14 protein-coding genes are annotated in these 17638 nt (G+C 72.5%); 7 read left to right on the forward strand and 7 right to left on the reverse strand.

The genetic code is table 11. The features are described 5' to 3' along the window. Positions 1-51 precede the first annotated feature (51 nt). The 4 genes from CG719_RS11240 to CG719_RS11255 all read left to right on the forward strand — a co-directional run bounded on the left by CG719_RS11240 (position 52) and on the right by CG719_RS11255 (position 4095). The gene (locus tag CG719_RS11240) at positions 52-1407 is read left to right on the forward strand and encodes a sensor histidine kinase (RefSeq protein WP_100568421.1); all 1356 of its coding nucleotides are present in this window, start codon (positions 52-54) and stop codon (positions 1405-1407) included. Continuing rightward, a complete protein-coding gene (locus tag CG719_RS11245; protein ID WP_100568422.1) occupies positions 1404-2078 on the forward strand; it encodes a response regulator in 675 nt (224 codons plus the stop codon). The genes CG719_RS11240 and CG719_RS11245 overlap by 4 nt, the downstream gene beginning before the upstream one ends. A gap of 97 nt (positions 2079-2175) precedes the next feature. Then, positions 2176-3396 carry a cytochrome P450 gene (locus tag CG719_RS11250; RefSeq protein WP_100568423.1) on the forward strand — a complete coding sequence of 407 codons (1221 nt, stop codon included), beginning with the start codon at positions 2176-2178 and terminating at the stop codon, positions 3394-3396. Positions 3397-3498: 102 nt separating this feature from the next. Continuing rightward, positions 3499-4095 carry a Uma2 family endonuclease gene (locus CG719_RS11255; RefSeq protein ID WP_100568424.1) on the forward strand — a complete coding sequence of 199 codons (597 nt, stop codon included), beginning with the start codon at positions 3499-3501 and terminating at the stop codon, positions 4093-4095. Between the two features lie 9 nt (positions 4096-4104). Here CG719_RS11255 and CG719_RS11260 read toward each other — a convergent pair whose 3' ends face one another. Both CG719_RS11260 and CG719_RS11265 read right to left on the reverse strand, forming a co-directional pair. Then, the gene (locus CG719_RS11260) at positions 4105-5715 is read right to left on the reverse strand and encodes an ABC transporter permease (protein WP_100568425.1); all 1611 of its coding nucleotides are present in this window, start codon (positions 5713-5715) and stop codon (positions 4105-4107) included. Further along, positions 5712-6671 carry an ABC transporter ATP-binding protein gene (locus tag CG719_RS11265; protein ID WP_100568426.1) on the reverse strand — a complete coding sequence of 320 codons (960 nt, stop codon included), beginning with the start codon at positions 6669-6671 and terminating at the stop codon, positions 5712-5714. Before CG719_RS11265 ends, CG719_RS11260 begins: the two co-directional genes overlap by 4 nt. Before the next feature lie 110 nt (positions 6672-6781). Between CG719_RS11265 and CG719_RS11270 the strand changes: the two genes are divergently transcribed. Continuing rightward, the gene (locus CG719_RS11270; protein ID WP_100568427.1) at positions 6782-7279 is read left to right on the forward strand and encodes a GbsR/MarR family transcriptional regulator; all 498 of its coding nucleotides are present in this window, start codon (positions 6782-6784) and stop codon (positions 7277-7279) included. A 33-nt stretch (positions 7280-7312) separates the two neighbouring features. Here CG719_RS11270 and CG719_RS11275 read toward each other — a convergent pair whose 3' ends face one another. Beyond that, complete coding sequence (locus CG719_RS11275; protein ID WP_100568428.1) at positions 7313-8176, reverse strand: diacylglycerol kinase family protein; 864 nt, start codon at positions 8174-8176, stop codon at positions 7313-7315. 197 nt (positions 8177-8373) lie between these two features. On the opposite strand from CG719_RS11275, the gene CG719_RS11280 reads away from it, so the two are divergent. Then, positions 8374-9657, forward strand: a complete 1284-nt coding sequence (locus CG719_RS11280) for an adenylosuccinate synthase (protein ID WP_100568429.1) — start codon at positions 8374-8376, stop codon at positions 9655-9657. Between the two features lie 83 nt (positions 9658-9740). Here the strand turns inward: CG719_RS11280 and CG719_RS11285 are convergent, their stop codons facing one another. The 4 genes from CG719_RS11285 to CG719_RS11300 all read right to left on the reverse strand — a co-directional run bounded on the left by CG719_RS11285 (position 9741) and on the right by CG719_RS11300 (position 15069). After that, positions 9741-10391, reverse strand: coding sequence for a hypothetical protein (locus CG719_RS11285; RefSeq protein WP_100568430.1), 651 nt, complete (start codon positions 10389-10391; stop codon positions 9741-9743). An 80-nt stretch (positions 10392-10471) separates the two neighbouring features. After that, entirely contained in the window at positions 10472-12901 is a 2430-nt protein-coding gene (locus CG719_RS11290) for a dolichyl-phosphate beta-glucosyltransferase (protein WP_100568431.1), read from the reverse strand. Then, a complete protein-coding gene (locus CG719_RS11295; protein WP_100568432.1) occupies positions 12898-13599 on the reverse strand; it encodes a GntR family transcriptional regulator in 702 nt (233 codons plus the stop codon). Before CG719_RS11295 ends, CG719_RS11290 begins: the two co-directional genes overlap by 4 nt. A gap of 111 nt (positions 13600-13710) precedes the next feature. Next, a complete protein-coding gene (locus CG719_RS11300; RefSeq protein ID WP_100568433.1) occupies positions 13711-15069 on the reverse strand; it encodes an aspartate aminotransferase family protein in 1359 nt (452 codons plus the stop codon). Positions 15070-15285: 216 nt separating this feature from the next. On the opposite strand from CG719_RS11300, the gene CG719_RS11305 reads away from it, so the two are divergent. After that, on the forward strand, positions 15286-17634 hold the full coding sequence (locus CG719_RS11305) for a serine/threonine-protein kinase (RefSeq protein ID WP_100568434.1): 2349 nt from the start codon (positions 15286-15288) through the stop codon (positions 17632-17634). Positions 17635-17638 lie beyond the last annotated feature (4 nt).

Here is a 17638-nt window from a genome sequence, read left to right on the forward strand (position 1 = left end):
CCCTCTCACAGGGGACGACCGCGACCACCGCCTGCGCCTACCGTTTTCAGCGTGACCGAGACGACGCAGACGCAAGCGACGCCGCCGGACGGCGCCTTCAGCCCGTACAAGCCGCGCAGCCCGGAGTACAAGTTCGCCGAGAACGCTCTGCGCGGGCTGCGGCAGGGCCTGTTCCACGACGCCTTCGCCTACCGTCCGCTGCGGCCCGCGGGTGTCGACGGCCCGCTGATCCGGCGGCTGCCGGACCGCCTGCGTCCCTACGCGGCCTGGAGGCGGCACGCCGTGGTGGTGGCGGCCGGCCTGCTGGCGCTGTTCGTCGGCTGGGCGGACAGGGCGGCCCCGGTAGCGGGTCTGCTGGCCCTCGCCCCGGTGCTGCTCACTCTGACCCGCCCGGTCGGAGCGTTCTGGGTCTCCCTGATGGCGGCCACGGTCTCGTCGTGGTTCGCCGGTATCCAGGCGAACTGGCCGTGGCAGCCCGGCAGTTTCATCGCGCACCTGACAGTGCTCACGGTGGTGGCGATACGCACCCGGCCGCGCACGGCGGCATGGATGTGGGCGGCCACCGCTTCCTACGCCGTGGTCTCAGACGCGCTGTTCGGCTACGCCTACGGCAACAACTCGGCGCCGCTGCTGGTCCTCTCCGCGCTCATCCTCCTCGCGGTCACCGTCTGGCACATACGCAAGGACGCCGAGCAGGAGGTGACCGCCCAGCAGACGGTGACCGCGCACGAGCGCTCCCGCCGCACCCTGCTGGAGGAGCGCACCACGATCGCCCGCGAGCTGCACGACGTCGTGGCCCACCACATGTCCGTCGTCGCCATCCAGGCCGAGGCCGCCCCCTACCGGGTGGAGAACCCGCCGCCGGAGCTGGAGAAGGCCTTCGCCACGATCCGGGAGAACGCGGTGGCGGCCCTCACCGAGCTGCGCCGCGTCCTCGGTGTCGTCCGCGCGGAGGACTACGAGGCCCCCGAGGCCCCGCAGCCCACCCTCGCCGACCTCGGCACCCTGCTGGCGAACGTGCGGGAGGCCGGCCTGGCGGTGGACAGGACCACGATGGGCGCGGTGCGCGAACTCCCTCAGGGAGTCGAGCTGTCGGCGTACCGGATCGTCCAGGAGGCACTGAGCAACACCCTGCGGCACGCGCCCGGCGCGAGCGCCCGCGTCGAGATCGGCTACGTCCTCGGCGGGCTGGCCCTGCGCATAGTCAACGGCCCGCCGCCCAAGCCGTCCCTGCTCAAGCCGTCGCCGGGATCCGGGCACGGCATCACGGGCATGCGGGAGCGGGTGTCGATGCTCGGCGGCGAGATGACGGCGGGCCCGGCCGACGACGGCGGATACGAGGTGGCGGTGTTCCTGCCGGTCGCCACGGTGGCCGGGCCCGCGGACGACGACGAGGCCGGCGCATGAGCACGGGCACGATCCGGGTGCTGGTCGCGGACGACCAGATGATGGTGCGCGAGGGCTTCTCGGTCCTGCTGAACGCGATGCCGGACATCGAGGTCGTCGGCGAGGCCGTCAACGGCCGCGACGCGGTGGAGCGGGTACGCGAACTGGCCCCGGACGTCGTCCTGATGGACATCCGCATGCCGGAGCTGAACGGCATCGAGGCGACCCGGGAGATCGTCGCCGCGGACGGTACGGCGAAAGTGCTGGTGCTGACCACGTTCGACCTGGACGAGTACGTGTACCAGGCACTGCGGGCCGGGGCTTCCGGGTTCCTGCTCAAGGACGCCTCGGCGCGGCAGCTCGCCGACGGGGTGCGGGTGGTCGCGGCCGGCGAGGCGCTGCTCGCCCCCTCGGTCACCAGGCGGCTGATCACGGAGTTCTCGAAGCTGACCGAGCCCCCGCGGCTGGCGGCCACCGCGCGGGCGGCGTACGGGGAGCTCACCGAGCGGGAGACGGAGGTGCTGGTGCAGATCGCACAGGGCCTGTCCAACGCGGAGATAGCGGAGCGGCTGGTGGTCGCCGAGTCGACGGTCAAGACCCATGTGAGCCGCGTCCTGGTCAAGCTGGGCCTGCGGGACCGCACCCAGGCGGCGGTGTTCGCCTACGAGGCGAGACTGGTCACGCCCGGGTGAGCCGTTCCCGGGCAGCCTCCGGGCCGGGGGCGCGCCGCGCGGGGCCTGCGACCGGCACCCCTGGTCGGATCGGGGGTGGCCGGGCTAACGTCCGGGCATGTCCGCTCCTTCCGGCCCCGCCTTCGACCCGTGGGACCCGGCGTTCCTCGCCGACCCCTACCCGGCCTACGCCGAGCTGCGCGCGCGGGGCCGCGTGCTTCACTACGAGCCGACCGACCAGTGGCTGGTTCCGCACCACGCGGACGTCTCGGCGCTGCTGCGGGACCGGCGGCTGGGCCGGACGTACCAGCACCGCTTCACGCACGAGGACTTCGGCCGTACGCCGCCCCCGCCGGAGCACGAGCCGTTCCACGTCCTCAACGACCACGGGATGCTCGACCTGGAGCCGCCGGATCACACCCGGATCCGGCGCCTGGTGTCGAAGGCGTTCACGCCGCGCACGGTGGAGCGGCTCAAGCCGTATGTGCACGACCTGGCGGGCGAGCTGGTGGCCGCACTGGTGGCGGCGGGCGGCGGCGACCTGCTGAGGGACGTGGCCGAACCGCTGCCGGTGGCCGTGATCGCCGAGATGCTGGGCATCCCCGAGTCCGACCGGGCGCAGCTGCGGCCGTGGTCGGCGGACATCTGCGGGATGTACGAGCTGAACCCGTCCGAGGACACGGCGGCGAAGGCGGTACGGGCGTCGGTCGAGTTCTCCGACTACCTGCGGGAGCTGATCGCCGAGCGCCGCAAGGAGCCGGGCGAGGACCTCGTCTCGGGGCTGATCGCCGCGCACGACGAGGGTGACCGGCTGACCGAGCAGGAGATGATCTCCACGGCCGTGCTGCTCCTCAACGCCGGTCACGAGGCGACCGTGAACGCCACGGTCAACGGCTGGTGGGCGCTGTTCCGCAACCCGGAGCAGCTGGCGGCCCTGCGTGCGGATCACTCCCTGATCCCGACCGCGATCGAGGAGCTGATGCGCTACGACACCCCGCTCCAGCTCTTCGAGCGCTGGGTGCTGGACGACATCGAGATAGCGGGCACCACGATCCCGAGGGGAGCGGAGATCGCCATGCTCTTCGGGTCGGCCAACCACGACCCGGCGGTCTTCACCGACCCCGGGCACCTGGACCTCACCCGCCGGGACAACCCCCACATCTCCTTCAGCGCCGGCATCCACTACTGCATCGGCGCCCCCCTGGCCCGCATCGAACTGGCCGCCTCCATGGCCGCCCTCCTGGACCGGGCCCCCACCCTCACCCCGACAGCGGAGCCCCGCCAGAAGCCGAACTTCGTCATCCGCGGCCTGGAGGGACTGAACGTGACGCTGGGCTGACACCCCCGGCCCAGCTCACCCGTTCGGCTGATCTCCGTACGGATACGCCCGGTCGTGACAGCAAGCCCGGCAAGCTGGTGCCGGCCTGCGGGAGGAGGCACCATGACGGTTATGGCGCAGCACATGCCGTCCCAGATGTCCGTGGAGGAGTTCGAGGAACTCGCCGCACACGTGGCCGAGAGGTTCGACGCCGTCAGGTTGGAATTCGTCGACGGACGGGTCGGGATCAAGGGCATGACGAACGGCAGTCACGGTGAGATCGCCATGTGGTTGGTCTTCCAGTGCAAGCATGCTCGGCCCGATCTCACGCTCAACACCACTGGTCAGGGGCTGAAGGTCGAGGCGTACCGGAACGGGCGAGCACGGCCCGACGCCGTGCTCGCCCCGGTGGGCCACTTCAACGGACAGGGCGAATGGGCCGCCCCCGACGGTGTCCTGATGGTTGTCGAGATCACGTCGTACGACTCGGACACCCATCGTCGCGACCGAGTCGAGAAGCCCCAGGCATACGGCGAGGCCGGCATCCCGGTCTACCTTCTGATCGACCGCGACCGACTGAAGATCGTCGTCCACAGCGACCCGGACCCGCGGATCGGCTACCACAACGTCCGCGTCGTAGAACTCGGCGAAAGGACGACCCTCCCCGAACCCCTCGGATTCGAACTCGACACCGAGGACCTCAAGGGGTACGTCGACTGAGCCGGAGGCTCAGCCGGCGATGTCCCGCCTGCGCAGACCCGCCAGCCCTCCGGTGACCAGGAGCACCGTGAGCGCGAGCAGGACGCCGACCGGCCCCCACTCCATCCGGCCGCCCGGCAGCTTGGGGAGGTGGCCGAAGGGGGAGAGATCCAGCACGAGCTGGGGGACGTTCAGGGCGGGACCGATCCAGCCGATCAGCAGGACCGCTCCGGCCACGCCCCACGCGGCCACGGCGCCCCGCGGCAGGACGCCGTAGAGCAGGACGGCGATGCCGCCGATCACCCACACCCCGGCCACCTGCACGAGGCACGCGCCGAGCACCGGACCGGCCTGCTTGCCGTGGCCGACCGCGATGCCCGCTCCGGCCAGGAGCATGAGCAGGGCGGAGCCGCCGAAGGCGATCAGCAGATGCCCCGCGGCCCAGCGCAGCCGGCCCACCGCGCCCGCCAGTACCGGCTCGGCGCGGCCGGAGGTCTCCTCGCCGTTCAGGCGCAGCACGGACGCCACGACGTAGAGCGCGGCGACCAGGCCCAGCATCCCGGCCATCGCGGCGAGGAACGCGTCCGTCATGCCGGACTGCCCGCCCATCCGCTGGAAGATCTCCCGCGCCTTGGCGTTGTCGCCGACGAGCTGGGCCGCGCCGTCCGCCATCCCGCCGTAGACGACTCCGGCGACGAAGAAGCCGGCGCTCCAGCCGAGCACGCTGCCGCGTTGCAGCCGCCAGGCCAGCGCGCCCGCCGTGGCGAGGCGGCCCCGGGCCGGTCCCGGCCTGGTGGGCAGGAAGCTCATGCCGATGTCCCGGCGGCCGGCGAGCCCGTAGGCGATGCCCGCCTGGAGGGCGGTGGCCGCGGCGAACAGCAGCAGCACCCACCAGCGTTCGGCGGCGAAGGCGCGCAGGTCCTCCAGCCAGCCGAGCGGGGACAGCCAGGTCAGCAGGGACGAACCGTCGTTTGTCCCCGAGTCTCCGGCGGCCCGCAGCACGAAGGCGGCGCCCAGGACGGCGGACGTCAGGCCCCGGGCCAGCCGGGCGCTCTCCGTGAGCTGGGCGACGATCGCCGCCATCGTGGCGAAGACCATGCCCACGCCCGCCACCCCGAGCCCGAGGGCCAGGGCGCCGGCGGCGCCCCGCCCGGCGAGACCGGCCGTGATCAGCAGGGCCAGGGCCGCGTTCGCGACCGCCGCGGCCAGCAGGGCCGCCGTCAGCGGCGCCCGGCGGCCCACCATCCCGGACGACACCAGTTCCTGCCGTCCGCTCTCCTCCTCGTCCCGGGTGTGCCGGACGACGACGAGCAGGCTCATGACGGCGGCGAGGGCACCGGCGTACACCCCCACCCGCCAGGCCGTCAGCGCGCCCAGCGAGTCGCCGAACACCGGGCCGACCATGGCGCGCAGGGAGGCGTTCGTCGCCATCTGGCGCACCAGCTCGGCGCGTTCGGCCGGGGTGGCGTAGAGGCCCTTGAGCGTGCCCGGCATGGACAGGACCATCAGCGCGTTCACCGCGACCCACACCGGGATCATCACGCGGTCGCGGCGCAGGGCGAACCGCAGCAGGGTGCCGGTGCCGGCCAGGTTGCGGGAGCGTCCGGCGGGCACTGCGGCGGGCGTGGAGACGGCGGTCATCGCGCCACCTCTGCGGCTTCCGCGCCGGTCCCGGAGCCCGCCTCGGCCTCGGTCTCGGCCCCGGTCTCGTCCTGGTAGTGCCGCAGGAACAGCTCCTCCAGCGTCGGCGGGGTGGAGGTCAGCGACCGCACGCCCGACTCGCTCAGCGAGCGCAGCACCTCGTTCAGCTTGTCGGTGTCCACCTGGAGGCGGACCCGGCGGCCCTGTACGTCGAGGTCGTGCACGCCGGGCAGCAGGGAGAGCCCGCTCGGCGGTCCGGCCAGTTCGGCGGTGACGCTGGTGCGGGTGAGGTGGCGCAGGTCGGCGAGGGAGCCGCTCTCCACCGTGCGGCCGTTGCGGATGATGCTGACCCGGTCGCACAGCTCCTCGACCTCGCTGAGGATGTGGGAGGAGAGCAGGACGGTGCGGCCCCGGTCGCGCTCCTCGGCCACGCAGCGCTGGAAGACCTCCTCCATCAGCGGGTCGAGGCCCGAGGTCGGCTCGTCCAGGATCAGCAGGTCGACGTCGGAGGCGAAGGCGGCGACCAGGGCGACCTTCTGCCGGTTGCCCTTGGAGTACGTCCGCCCCTTCTTGGCCGGGTCCAGCTCGAACCGTTCGACCAGCTCGTCCCGGCGCCGCCGGTCGAGGCCTCCGCGCAGCCTGCCGTACAGGTCGATGACCTCACCTCCGGAGAGGTTGCGCCACAGGGTCACGTCGCCGGGCACGTAGGCGATCCGGCGGTGCACCTCGACCGCGTCCGCCCAGGGGTCGCGGTCCAGCACCCGCGTGGCGCCCGAGTCGGCGCGCAGCAGGCCGAGCAGGACCCGGATGGTGGTGGACTTGCCGGCGCCGTTGGGGCCGAGGAAGCCGTGCACCTCGCCGGCGGCGACGTTCAGGTCGAGGCCGTCCAGTGCCCGCGTGCCGCCGAACGACTTGCACAGGCCGGACACCTCGATGGCGCAGTTTGCCTTGGTCATGCTTTGGAACGTACGTGAACTTCACAAATTTGTGAAGTTAAGGAAGCGTATAAAGGCAAGGTTAGACTCGAAGGTGGTGTCCGAACAGGAGAGCAGGGGAGAGGTCCGGGATGACGGAACGGGACGCGGCGATGGAGCGGGACCCCGAGGTGGTGTCGCAGTTCGTCGAGCACTTCGCGGCCCAGCTCGTCGAGGCGGGCGTGCCGCGCATGCCGGCCCGGGTCTTCGGCGCGCTGCTCGCCTCCGACGCCGGCGCCCTGACCTCCGCCGAGCTCGGGGGCCAGTTGAAGATCAGCCCCGCGGCCGTCTCCGGCGCGGTGCGCTACCTCGCCCAGGTGCACCTGGTCTCCCGCGAGCGGGAGCCCGGCTCGCGGCGGGAGCGCTACCGGGTCCGCAGCGACCAGTGGTACGAGGCGCTCACCAGCCGTGACGCGCTCATCAAGCGCTGGGAGGAAGCCCTGCGGGACGGCGTGGCCAGTCTGGGGGCCGAGACCCCGGCGGGACAACGGCTGGCCGAGACGCTGGCCTTCTTCGAGTTCATCGAGCAGGACGTCGCCGGAATGATGGAGCGCTGGCGCCGCTACCAGGAGGAGAACTCCCGCGGATGACCCGGCCGGGTGCCGGCCCGCCCGCCGGCGGCGTCACCCCGGCACCGGCAGCGTCAGGCCCCATGCCCCCTCCACGACCCGCCACGTCCGCGTCCGTACCGGTCCCGACACCACCGTGTCCGCCCGGTAGCGGAAGCCGGCTCCCGAGACGGTCACGGTGCGACCGTGGGCCAGCAGCGGCGAGGCCTCCGCGCCCACCGACAGCCGCCGCACCTCCACCTCGGCCTTCCCCGTGCCGCCGCCCGGCGTGACCGAGACCGCCTCCACCGGCTGCTCCAGGTCCACGACCGTCTCCCCGTCGACCTCCACCCGCAGCCGGGAGGGGCCGGGCCCGGCGATCACCGTGGCCCTCGGTGGGCGGGTCACCAGCGTCCGCACGAGGGACTGGCAGGTCCGCAGCCAGGGATGCCCCGCCCCCGGCGGGACCGCCGCCGACCCCGCCGGATCCGCCTGCCGCGAGGAGACCGGCGGGATGCGCAGGGTGCCCAGCACCACCCCGTCACTGTCGTCCACGAGCAGGTCCAGCCGCCGCTCGGCGCCCTCGAGTACCGCCCGTGCCGCCGCCACCGGCCCCGTCGGCACCCCCAGCGAACGGGTCAGCGACAGGGCGCCCCCGACCGGAACCACCGACAGGGCGCATCCGGCCAGCTCCCGCTGCCGGTGCAGCGCCGACACCGCCCGCAGCAGCGCCCGGTCGTCGCCGACCACCACCGGCCGCCGCGAGCCACGCCGCGCCAGCGCGCGGGTGAACTCCTCCGGACCGTCCGGCAGGCACACCTTGGCGGCAGCACCCGCGCTGAGCACGTCTTTCGCGATCCGTACGGACTCACCGTCCGTCCTCCGGGCGACCGGGTCGATGACCACCAGCAGCTGATCGGACGTCGGATAAGTCGCCACCTCGGTCCTGCCTCGCTTCCTCGGGTAGCATCTTGGTGCAAGAGCCCCTTTGCGCTATTGCGCCAGGGGCTTCGTCTATTCCGGGGCATCCGGTCCGACGGTTGAGCGGCCGACGACGGTCGTGGTGCACGCGGCGGTGAACCCTCCGCGTACGCCCCTGACCCTGGACATGCCCCGCCCGGAAGGGGTGTACGCGCGTGCCCGCACTTGTGCTGCTCGGTGCTCAGTGGGGTGACGAGGGCAAGGGGAAGGCCACCGACCTGCTCGGTGGTTCGGTGGACTATGTAGTGCGATACCAAGGCGGAAACAACGCCGGTCACACCGTCGTCGTCGGTGATCAGAAGTATGCACTGCACCTCCTCCCTTCCGGAATCCTCTCGCCCGGTTGTACGCCGGTCATCGGCAACGGTGTGGTCGTCGACCCGTCGGTCCTGCTCTCCGAGCTGAGCGGTCTGAACGAGCGGGGCGTCGACACGTCCAAGTTGCTGATCAGCGGCAACGCCCACGTCATCACGCCGTACAACGTCACCGTCGACAAGGTGACGGAGCGCTTCCTCGGCAAGCGGAAGATCGGCACCACGGGCCGGGGCATCGGCCCGACCTACGCGGACAAGATCAACCGCGTCGGTATCCGGGTGCAGGACCTGTACGACGAGTCGATCCTCACCCAGAAGGTCGAGGCGGCCCTCGACGCCAAGAACCAGATCCTCACCAAGCTGTACAACCGCCGCGCGATCGCCGTGGACCAGGTGGTCGAGGAGCTGCTGGGCTACGCCGACCAGATCAAGCCGTACGTCGCCGACACGGTCCTGATCCTCAACCAGGCGCTGGACGAGGACAAGGTGGTCCTCTTCGAGGGCGGCCAGGGCACGCTGCTGGACATCGACCACGGCACGTACCCCTTCGTCACCTCCTCCAACCCGACCGCGGGCGGTGCCTGCACGGGCGCCGGCGTCGGCCCGACGAAGATCAGCCGCGTCATCGGCATCCTCAAGGCCTACACCACCCGCGTCGGCTCCGGCCCCTTCCCGACCGAGCTGTTCGACGAGGACGGCGAGGCGCTGCGCCGGATCGGCGGCGAGCGGGGTGTGACGACGGGCCGCGACCGCCGCTGCGGCTGGTTCGACGCGGTGATCGCCCGCTACGCGACCCGGGTCAACGGCCTGACCGACTTCTTCCTCACCAAGCTCGACGTCCTCACCGGCTGGGAGCAGATCCCGGTCTGCGTCGCCTACGAGATCGACGGCGAGCGCGTCGAGGAGCTTCCCTACTCCCAGACCGACTTCCACCACGCGAAGCCCGTCTACGAGTACCTCCCCGGCTGGCAGGAGGACATCACGAAGGCCAAGACCTTCGGCGACCTCCCGAAGAACGCCCAGGCCTACGTCAAGGCCCTGGAGGACATGTCCGGCGCCCCGATCTCCGCGATCGGCGTGGGACCGGGCCGCGACGAGACGATCGAGATCAACTCGTTCATCTGACGCGTCCCCCTTCCGGGAGACGCGACGGGACGGACGGCGCGGTGAATCCGCCCGGCCGTCCCGCGTCCGCCTCCGCCTCGGCCTCAGCTGAAGACGATCATCGAGCCCTGGGCCAGGCTCCGCGTGGCCGCCGCGTGCAGGCCCAGCCACACGTGGCGTTCGCGCGCGAACGGGCTGGGATCGTAGGGCGCGGGTGCGGCGGGCTGTTCCAGCTCCGTGGGCGCGGACGGCGGTTGCGGGGCCGCGGGCGGGTTGGCCGGGTCGATGCCCAACGACGGTGCGACGTGCTCCAGTTCGCGCAGGAGGGCCTGCGAGGAGCCCAACGGGCCGCCACCGGCCAGGAGTTCCTCGTTGGACAGCGGGTGCGGGAAGTCCAGGGGGACGTAGGCGCCGGCGTGGTCGTAGTGCCACACCAGGTGGGACTGCTGGGCCGTCGACTCGAACATCTCCAGCAACTGCTCGTAGTCGCCGCCCAGTTCGTCGACCGGGGTCAGCGGCAGGCCGCAGACCTGGAGGAGGTGGGCGCGGCGCAGGAAGTGCAGCGCGTCGTAGTCGAAGCCGGCCACCGGCGCCACCTCCCCGGACAGGCCGGGCATGTACTGGTACACCGGCACCGGTGGAAGCCCGTTTTCGGCGAGCACCTTGTTGTACTGCGCGAGTTCCTCGGCGAACGGGTTGTCCGGGGTGTGGCACAAGACGTCGACGAGCGGTACCAGCCACAGGTCACAGGCCAAAGAGGGCTCCTCGGGGAGGGCAGGACGTTCAGCGTGTTCGGTGGTCGAAGAGTGTAGAAGCCTAGTCGGTACGGAGCCGCTCAGCTCACCTCGTGCAGGTCCCATACCCATACCCCGCCGGTCCACGTGCCCGGACGGCCCACCAGCTTCGTCACCGCGTCCCGCAGCGGTTCCTCGTGCGGCTGGGGTGCCAGCACCAGGACACCGGCGTGCCAGTCGGCGAAGTCCCGCCGCGCCTGGGCCTGCCAGTCCTTGCCGATGGCCGGTACGGACCCGGTGTAGCTCACGTCCCGCAGCAGGTTGGAGGTGTAGCGGGGAACGGCGCCGTAGATGCCGACGCGGTCGGGGCCGTAGGGGCCGTTGAAGTAGCCGCCGGGCAGCTTGAAGCCGAGGTGGGCCGCGGTCTGCCAGTGCAGGGCCTCCGCGTTGCCCGGGTCGGGCAGCGGGATCGGCACCAGGGACTCGCCGTCGCGGACGTAGGACTTCCACTGGCCGGCCGTGATGAACTCCGGCACCGGGGCGCGGTCCTCGGCCTTCAGCGGCGCCGGGACCAGCGGCAGCAGCGCGAGACAGACGGCCAGCAGGCCGCCGTAGAGCGTGCCGACGCGGCCGGTGGCGGTGATCCTGGCGACTGCGATCGCCAGCAGCATGCCCAGCGCCGGGGCGCAGATCATCGCCACGCGCCCCTCGATGACCGATTCGAACAGCGGCAGATGCGCGAGCGGCGCCCACGGGCCGGGGTAGACCGTATCGGTCAGCGGGACGCGGAACTTCGGGCCCAGGGACAGCAGGGCCGCGGCGGCCGTCGTGACCGCCAGCGCCTTCACCAGCGCGTGCTCCCACAGCCGTACGGCGATGCCGAAGGCGAGCAGGAGCAGCGGCCAGCCGTAGAAGGCGTTCTGCTCCGTGGGGTTCAGGGAGAGCGCGTTCGCCTTCTGGGCGTCGCCCGCGAACAGGGAGCGCTCGGCGAACGAGATCAGGGCGAGCGGGCTGTTGCCGGCGTTGTCGCCGTGCAGCACGCTCTTGTAGCTCTGCGGGCCCGCGAACTGCCAGTACAGCGGGTAGGCGACGATCGGCAGGCACACCGCCGCGGCGATCAGCAGTCCCTTCAGCAGGGGCCGCCAGGCCGCCCGCGCGACCTCTCGGCGGACGAGCCCGTACGCGGCGGCGAACAGGGCCATGCCGATCGCGGCGAGCAGCAGCGGCTCCTCGCCGAGGAAGATCTGGTACGCCGTCATCAGCCCGAGCACGATCCCGTCCCGCCGCACCCGGGCGCCCTCGGCCAGGCGCAGCGCCCGGTCGACGATCAGCGGGATCATGAACAGGATCACGAAGTTCGGGTGCGCGTTGGCGTGGCTGACCATCGGCGGGGCGAAGGCGGCCAGGCAGGCGCCGGTGAAGGCCGCGCCCCGGTGCCGTACGACCCGTTTGACGATCAGCCAGTACCAGGCGGCCGCGGTGGCCGCGAGCCCCAGGGTCATGCAGACGCTCAGCGAGAGCGCCGGACCGAAGGCCAGCGTGAGCGGGGCGAAGGGGACGGACATCCCGAGCATGACCGTGTTGGCCATGAGGTTCACGCCGTCCGGGAAGTTCTGGAGGTCGGTGAACAGGGGGGTGCGCAGATGGGCGACGCTGTCGGCGGTGACCGCGAAGAACCACTCCCACTGGTTCTGGTCCTGGAGGGAGTCGGGGAGGTAGCGGTGGCCGGGGTCGAAGAGGCGGCCCGAGTAGAGGGTGACCGCCATCAGCAGGAACAGCGCGCCGGCGAACAGGTCGGCCGGGCGGACGGAGCGGGCCTTGAGCCGGCCCAGTTCGGCGAGGACCCGGAGGTAGTCCAGCGGGGCGACCTTCGAACCGGACTGGTGGGCCCAGCGGACCGGCACCTCGGCCACCGGCCAGTCACGGCGGCGGAAGTGCTGGAGGACCTCCACGTCTATGCCCCAGCCGCTCAGCCTGGAGGCGGCGAAGGCCTCGCGGGCTTGGTCGCCCTCGAAGAGTTTGAAGCCGCACTGGGTGTCGCGGATGCCGGGCACCGCGACCCGCCGTATCAGGAAGTTCCCCGCGCGGCCCAGCAGTTCGCGCACCCGGTGCTGGCGTCTGGCTATCGTCGCGCCCGGCACCGAGCGGGACCCGATCGCGGCCGCGCCGCCCTCGCCGAGCGCCTTGTCGAGCTGTTCCAGTTCCTCGATGGGGGCGGCCAGGTCCGCGTCGGTGACCAGCACCCGGCGGCCGTGGGTGGCGGCCACCCCGAGGCGCAGGGCGTGGCCCTTGCCGCGGTTGCGGTCGCCGGCGACCAGCCGGACACGCGGGTCCCGGCGGTCCGTGACGAGGCCGCCGGTGCCGTCGGTGGAACCGTCGTCGGCGACGACGACCTCCCACGAGCCGAAGCGGTCCTCGTGCTCGGCCAGATACGCGGTGACCGCGTCGAGGGTGGGGCCGAGGCGCCGTTCCTCGTTGTAGGCCGGGATGACGACGGACAGGTCGACGGTCCCGGTGACGGTCCCGCTCATGCGGTGGCCAGCCGCTCGACGAGAGCCAGGTCGTGCGCGTTGTACGCGGCGACGATCGCCCGGGCGGCCGGGGCGTCGCCCCTCGCCATGGCGTCGACGAGTTCGGTGTGGGAGGACCACAGCAGGCCGCGCAGATCGCCGCGGCGGCGCAGGTGCTGCACCGCGCACACCCAGAACTGCACGCGCAGCCGGTTGAGGAAGTCGGAGAGGTACGGGTTGCCGAACAGGGCGCCGAGCTCCCGCCAGAACCGCAGGTCGTAGCCGATCAGGACGGTCAGGTCGCCGGCGGTGGCCGCGCGCTGGGCCTCCTCGCCGCGCCGCCGCACCCCGGTGAGCGTGGCCTTGACGTAGGGGTCGTCGGACCGGCGGAACTCCTGGGGCGCCGAGACGGCGGCCTGGAACATGCCGTCGGTGATCAGCGCACGGGCCTTGATCATGTCGTAGAGGTCGTGCAGCGAGTACTCGCGCACATGGAAGCCGCGGTGCTGGTCGGCCTCCAGCAGGCCCTGCGCGGACAGGTCGACGAGCGCCTCGCGCACCGGGGTCGCGGACACCCCGTACTGCTCGGCTATCTCCTTGACCGTGAACTCCTGCCCCGGCTGGAGCCGCCCGGCCAGCACCTCGTCCCGGAGCGCGTCCGCGATCTGCTGCCGCAGGGTGCTGCGCGTCACGGCGCCGTTGCCGCTGATGCCGGGCATGGTCGGGGCGTCTCCTTGCGCGTGCGGGTGGCGTACTCGTACGTCCATGTCTACGAGCACGCCACCTTACGCGTTCGCGATGCCTCCGAATCCGGCTCGTCGCGGCCCGTGCTACTGCACGGTGTGCTCGTCGGCCACGGCCAGCGCGGTGTCCAGCGCCGCCAGGCCCTCCTTCAGCTCGGCCTCGGTCGCGTTGCACGGCGGGACGACGTGCGTGCGGTTCATGTTGATGAAGGGCCACAGGCCGTTCGCCTTCGCGGCGGCGCCGAAGGCCGCCATGGGGGCGTTCGCCTCACCGGCCGCGTTGTACGGCACCAGCGGCTCGCGGGTCTCGCGGTTCCTCACCAGTTCAAGGGCCCAGAACATGCCGGTGCCGCGCACCTCGCCGACGCTCGGGTGCCGTTCGGCCAGCTCGCGCAGGCCCGGCTCCACGACCTCGGCGCCGAGCCGCTTGGCGTTCTCGACGACGCCCTCCTCGGCCATCACGTTGATCGTCGCGACGGCCGCCGCGCACGCCAGCGGGTGCCCGGAGTACGTCAGGCCGCCGGGGTAGGCCCGCTTGCCGAAGGTCTCCGCGATCTTCCCGGAGATGGCGACGCCGCCCAGCGGCACGTATCCCGAGTTCACGCCCTTGGCGAAGGTCATCAGGTCCGGCACGACGTCGAAGAGGTCCGCCGCGAACCACTCACCGGTACGCCCGAAGCCGGCCATGACCTCGTCCAGGACGAAGACGATCCCGTACTTGTCGCACAGCTCGCGCACCCCGGCCAGGTAGCCGGGCGGAGGCACCATGATCCCGGCGGTGCCGGGGATGGTCTCCAGGATGATCGCGGCGATGGTCGCCGGGCCCTCGAAGGCGATCGTCGCCTCCAGGTGCTCGAGGGCCCGCGCGCACTCCTGCTCCTCGGTCTCGGCGTAGAACCGGGAGCGGTAAAGGAACGGTGCCCAGAAGTGCACCACACCCGCCGAGCCGGCGTCCGACGCCCAGCGCCGCGGGTCGCCGGTGATGTTGATGGCCTGCTGCGTGCCGCCGTGGTACGAGCGGTACGCCGAGAGCACCTTGGGGCGCCCGGTGTGCAGCCGTGCCATGCGCACCGCGTGCTCGACGGCGTCCGCGCCGCCGTTGGTGAAGAAGATCTTGTCCAGGTCGCCCGGTGTCCGCTCGGCGATCAGCCGCGCCGCCTCGGACCTCGCCTCGATGGCGAACGCCGGCGCGAACGTGGCCAGGGTGGCGGCCTGCTCCTGTATCGCGGCGACGACCTTGGGGTGCTGGTAGCCGATGTTGGTGAAGACGAGTCCGCTGGTGAAGTCCAGGAAACGCTTGCCGTCGTAGTCCCAGAAGTAGGACCCTTCGGCACCGGCCACGGCCGGCGGGTCGATGAGGTCCTGGGCGGACCAGGAGTGGAACACGTGCGCCCGGTCCGCGGCCTTGACGACTGCGCCGGCTTCGGGATTCGGCTGAGGGGTCATGCGGCCGAGGGTAAACGGCATGGGCGGGGGCGCGACATCGGCGCCCTGTCTGTGGACGCGGGGTTTTAGCGACAGGTTGTCGGGAGGGGGGCCGCGCGGGTCGGACCTGTTACGGAACCGTAGACGCCGGGTCGCCCGGCCGTCCGGGCCGCCGCACTATTCTCGGTCTGACGCACAGGAGCCGTATCGGGGGATATCGGGGGAGGCGGTTCGGCGATGCAGAGGCTGGGGCCGGGCGATCCGCAGAGAATTGGCGCGTACCGGCTGCTGGCGCGGCTCGGGGCCGGCGGCATGGGGCAGGTGTTCCTGGCCCGGTCGGACCGGGGGCGGACCGTCGCCGTGAAGCTGGTGCGGCGGGAACTGGCGCAGCAGGAGGAGTTCCGGGCGCGGTTCCGGCAGGAGGTGCGGGCCGCGCGGCAGGTCGGCGGGCACTGGACCGCGCCCGTGCTGGACGCGGACACCGAGGCCGCCGTGCCGTGGCTCGCCACCGGGTACGTCGCCGGGCCGAGCCTGCAGCGGGTCGTCGGACGCGACCACGGCCCGCTGCCCGAGCGGTCGGTGCGGATCCTCGCGGCCGGGCTGGCGGGCGCGCTGAAGGACATCCACGCCGCGGGTCTCATCCACCGCGACCTCAAGCCCTCCAACGTGCTGGTGACGATCGACGGGCCGCGCGTCATCGACTTCGGCATCGCCCGGGCCCTGGAGACCGTCACGGACGGCGGGCTCACGCGGACCGGCGCGCTGGTCGGCTCGCCCGGGTTCATGGCGCCCGAGCAGGTGCGCGGCGACCGGATCACGACCGCCTGCGACGTGTTCTGCCTGGGCTCGATCCTCGCGTACGCGGCGACAGGCGTGCTTCCGTTCGGCGGCGTCGACAGCGGAGTGCACGCGCTGATGTACCGCATCGCCGAGAAGGAACCCGACCTTCAGGCGCTGCCCGAGGGCATCGCCGACCTCGTCCGCGCCTGCCTGAGGAAGGACCCGGCGGCCCGTCCCACCGTGGACCGGATCATCCAGCGCACCGGCGCCGAGGACACGATCGCCGACGGCCGCCTGCGCGACCCCTGGCTGCCGGGCGCCCTGGTCGCCCAACTCGGCCGCCACGCGGTCCAACTCCTGAACGAGGAGAACCCGGAGAACCCGGAGAACCCGGAGAACCCAGAGGACCCGGGTAACCCGGAGGAGACGCCGGACACGCCCCCGCCGCCGGACACGCCGGGCATCACCCCGTCGTCCGGCGCGCCGGGTGTCCCCGGGGCTGTGCCGGGGGAACCCGTCGCCCTCACCAAGCAGCCGCCGGGCCCCGGGGTCCAGGCCCCGGGCGCCGCTGGGGCGGCGGGGGAGCCCCAGGCGCCTGCGGCCCCGGAGCCGGGCACGCCCGCTCCCGCCGCGCCCGACGCTCACGGACCGTCCGGCGCGCCCGGAGTTCCCGTGGCCCCTGGGTTCGCACCGGGGGCGCCTGCCGCCGGGACCGCTGCTTCGGGCGTGCCCGGCTCTCATGGGCCGTCGGCGTCGTCCGGTGTGCCCGGCACGCCGGGAGCCGGTGGGGTTCCGGGTACGCCGGGCCCTTATGGCCCGCCTGCGTCGTCCGGCACGCCCGGGGCTGTCGGCGCCGCTTCGGCCGCGCCCGGCTCTCATGGGACGTCGGCGTCGTCCGGTACCCCCAGTACCTCGGGAGCAGCCGCCGCTCCAGCCGGGTTCGGAGCCGTCGGGGCTGCCCCTCCGGGTGCGCCCGGCCCTCACGGGCCGTTCGTCCCGCCCGGTGCGTCCGGCGCTCCGCCACCGCCGGCTCCCGGCCCGTACGGCTACCCCCACCAGCATCCGCACCCCGCCGCCCACGGGTATCCCCAGCAGCGCCCGCAGGCCGGGCATCACCCGTACGGCGCTCTGGGCCGGACTCCGGGCCAGACCCCGCCGTACGGGCCGCCTCCAATCGGCTCGACGCCGTCGTACGGGCCGAGTCGGTTCCCGGAGCGGGAGCCGCGCCGCAGCGGTCGCTCCACCGCGGCCCTCGTCGCGGTGGCACTGGTGGTGGCGCTCGGCGCGGGCGGTTCCGTGTACGTGCTGATGCGCGACGGCGGTGACAGCGACCACAAGGGCGGCGCGCCCGGCCCGACGCCGACCGTCAGCGCGTCCACGCACGACGCCACCGGCCCCGACCCGTCCCCGGCGGCCTCGCAGCAGCCCCCGTCCTCGTCCCCGTCCGACGGCGCGGTCCCGACCGGCTACCTCGGCAGCTGGACGGCGACGATCGACAACGCCTACGGCTCGAACAGCCGCCGGCTCACCATCACCCAGGGAGACGTGGGCGACACCGTGCTCACCCTCGCCGCCGACGGCCCCATCGACAGCGGCGGCACCTACCACTGCGTGTTCGAGGCCCGGCTCACCCGGCGGCCGGGCGACGGCGGCCCGCTGGAGATCGGCCCCTCCGTCGTGACGACCGGGCGGCAGAAGGAGGGGTGCAACCCGGGCGCGGCCACGCAGGTCGTCCTGCTGCCGGACGGCACGCTCCAGCGCGTGAACACCGGCACCGGGGAGAAGCTGACGTACACCAGGCAGTGACCGG

Source organism: Streptomyces sp. CB01373 (assembly GCF_002803075.1).
GTDB lineage: Bacteria > Actinomycetota > Actinomycetes > Streptomycetales > Streptomycetaceae > Streptomyces.

Excerpts from the sequence above, each read along its gene's own strand:
- CG719_RS11245 (WP_100568422.1), top strand. The coding sequence starts at position 1,404 with ATGAGCACGGGCACGATCCGGGTGCTGGTCGCGGACGACCAGATGATG.
- CG719_RS11250 (WP_100568423.1), top strand. The coding sequence starts at position 2,176 with ATGTCCGCTCCTTCCGGCCCCGCCTTCGACCCGTGGGACCCGGCGTTC.
- CG719_RS11255 (WP_100568424.1), top strand. The coding sequence starts at position 3,499 with ATGACGGTTATGGCGCAGCACATGCCGTCCCAGATGTCCGTGGAGGAG.
- CG719_RS11260 (WP_100568425.1), bottom strand. The coding sequence starts at position 5,715 with ATGACCGCCGTCTCCACGCCCGCCGCAGTGCCCGCCGGACGCTCCCGC.
- CG719_RS11265 (WP_100568426.1), bottom strand. The coding sequence starts at position 6,671 with ATGACCAAGGCAAACTGCGCCATCGAGGTGTCCGGCCTGTGCAAGTCG.
- CG719_RS11270 (WP_100568427.1), top strand. The coding sequence starts at position 6,782 with ATGACGGAACGGGACGCGGCGATGGAGCGGGACCCCGAGGTGGTGTCG.
- CG719_RS11290 (WP_100568431.1), bottom strand. The coding sequence starts at position 12,901 with ATGAGCGGGACCGTCACCGGGACCGTCGACCTGTCCGTCGTCATCCCG.
- CG719_RS11295 (WP_100568432.1), bottom strand. The coding sequence starts at position 13,599 with ATGCCCGGCATCAGCGGCAACGGCGCCGTGACGCGCAGCACCCTGCGG.
- CG719_RS11300 (WP_100568433.1), bottom strand. The coding sequence starts at position 15,069 with ATGACCCCTCAGCCGAATCCCGAAGCCGGCGCAGTCGTCAAGGCCGCG.
- CG719_RS11305 (WP_100568434.1), top strand. The coding sequence starts at position 15,286 with ATGCAGAGGCTGGGGCCGGGCGATCCGCAGAGAATTGGCGCGTACCGG.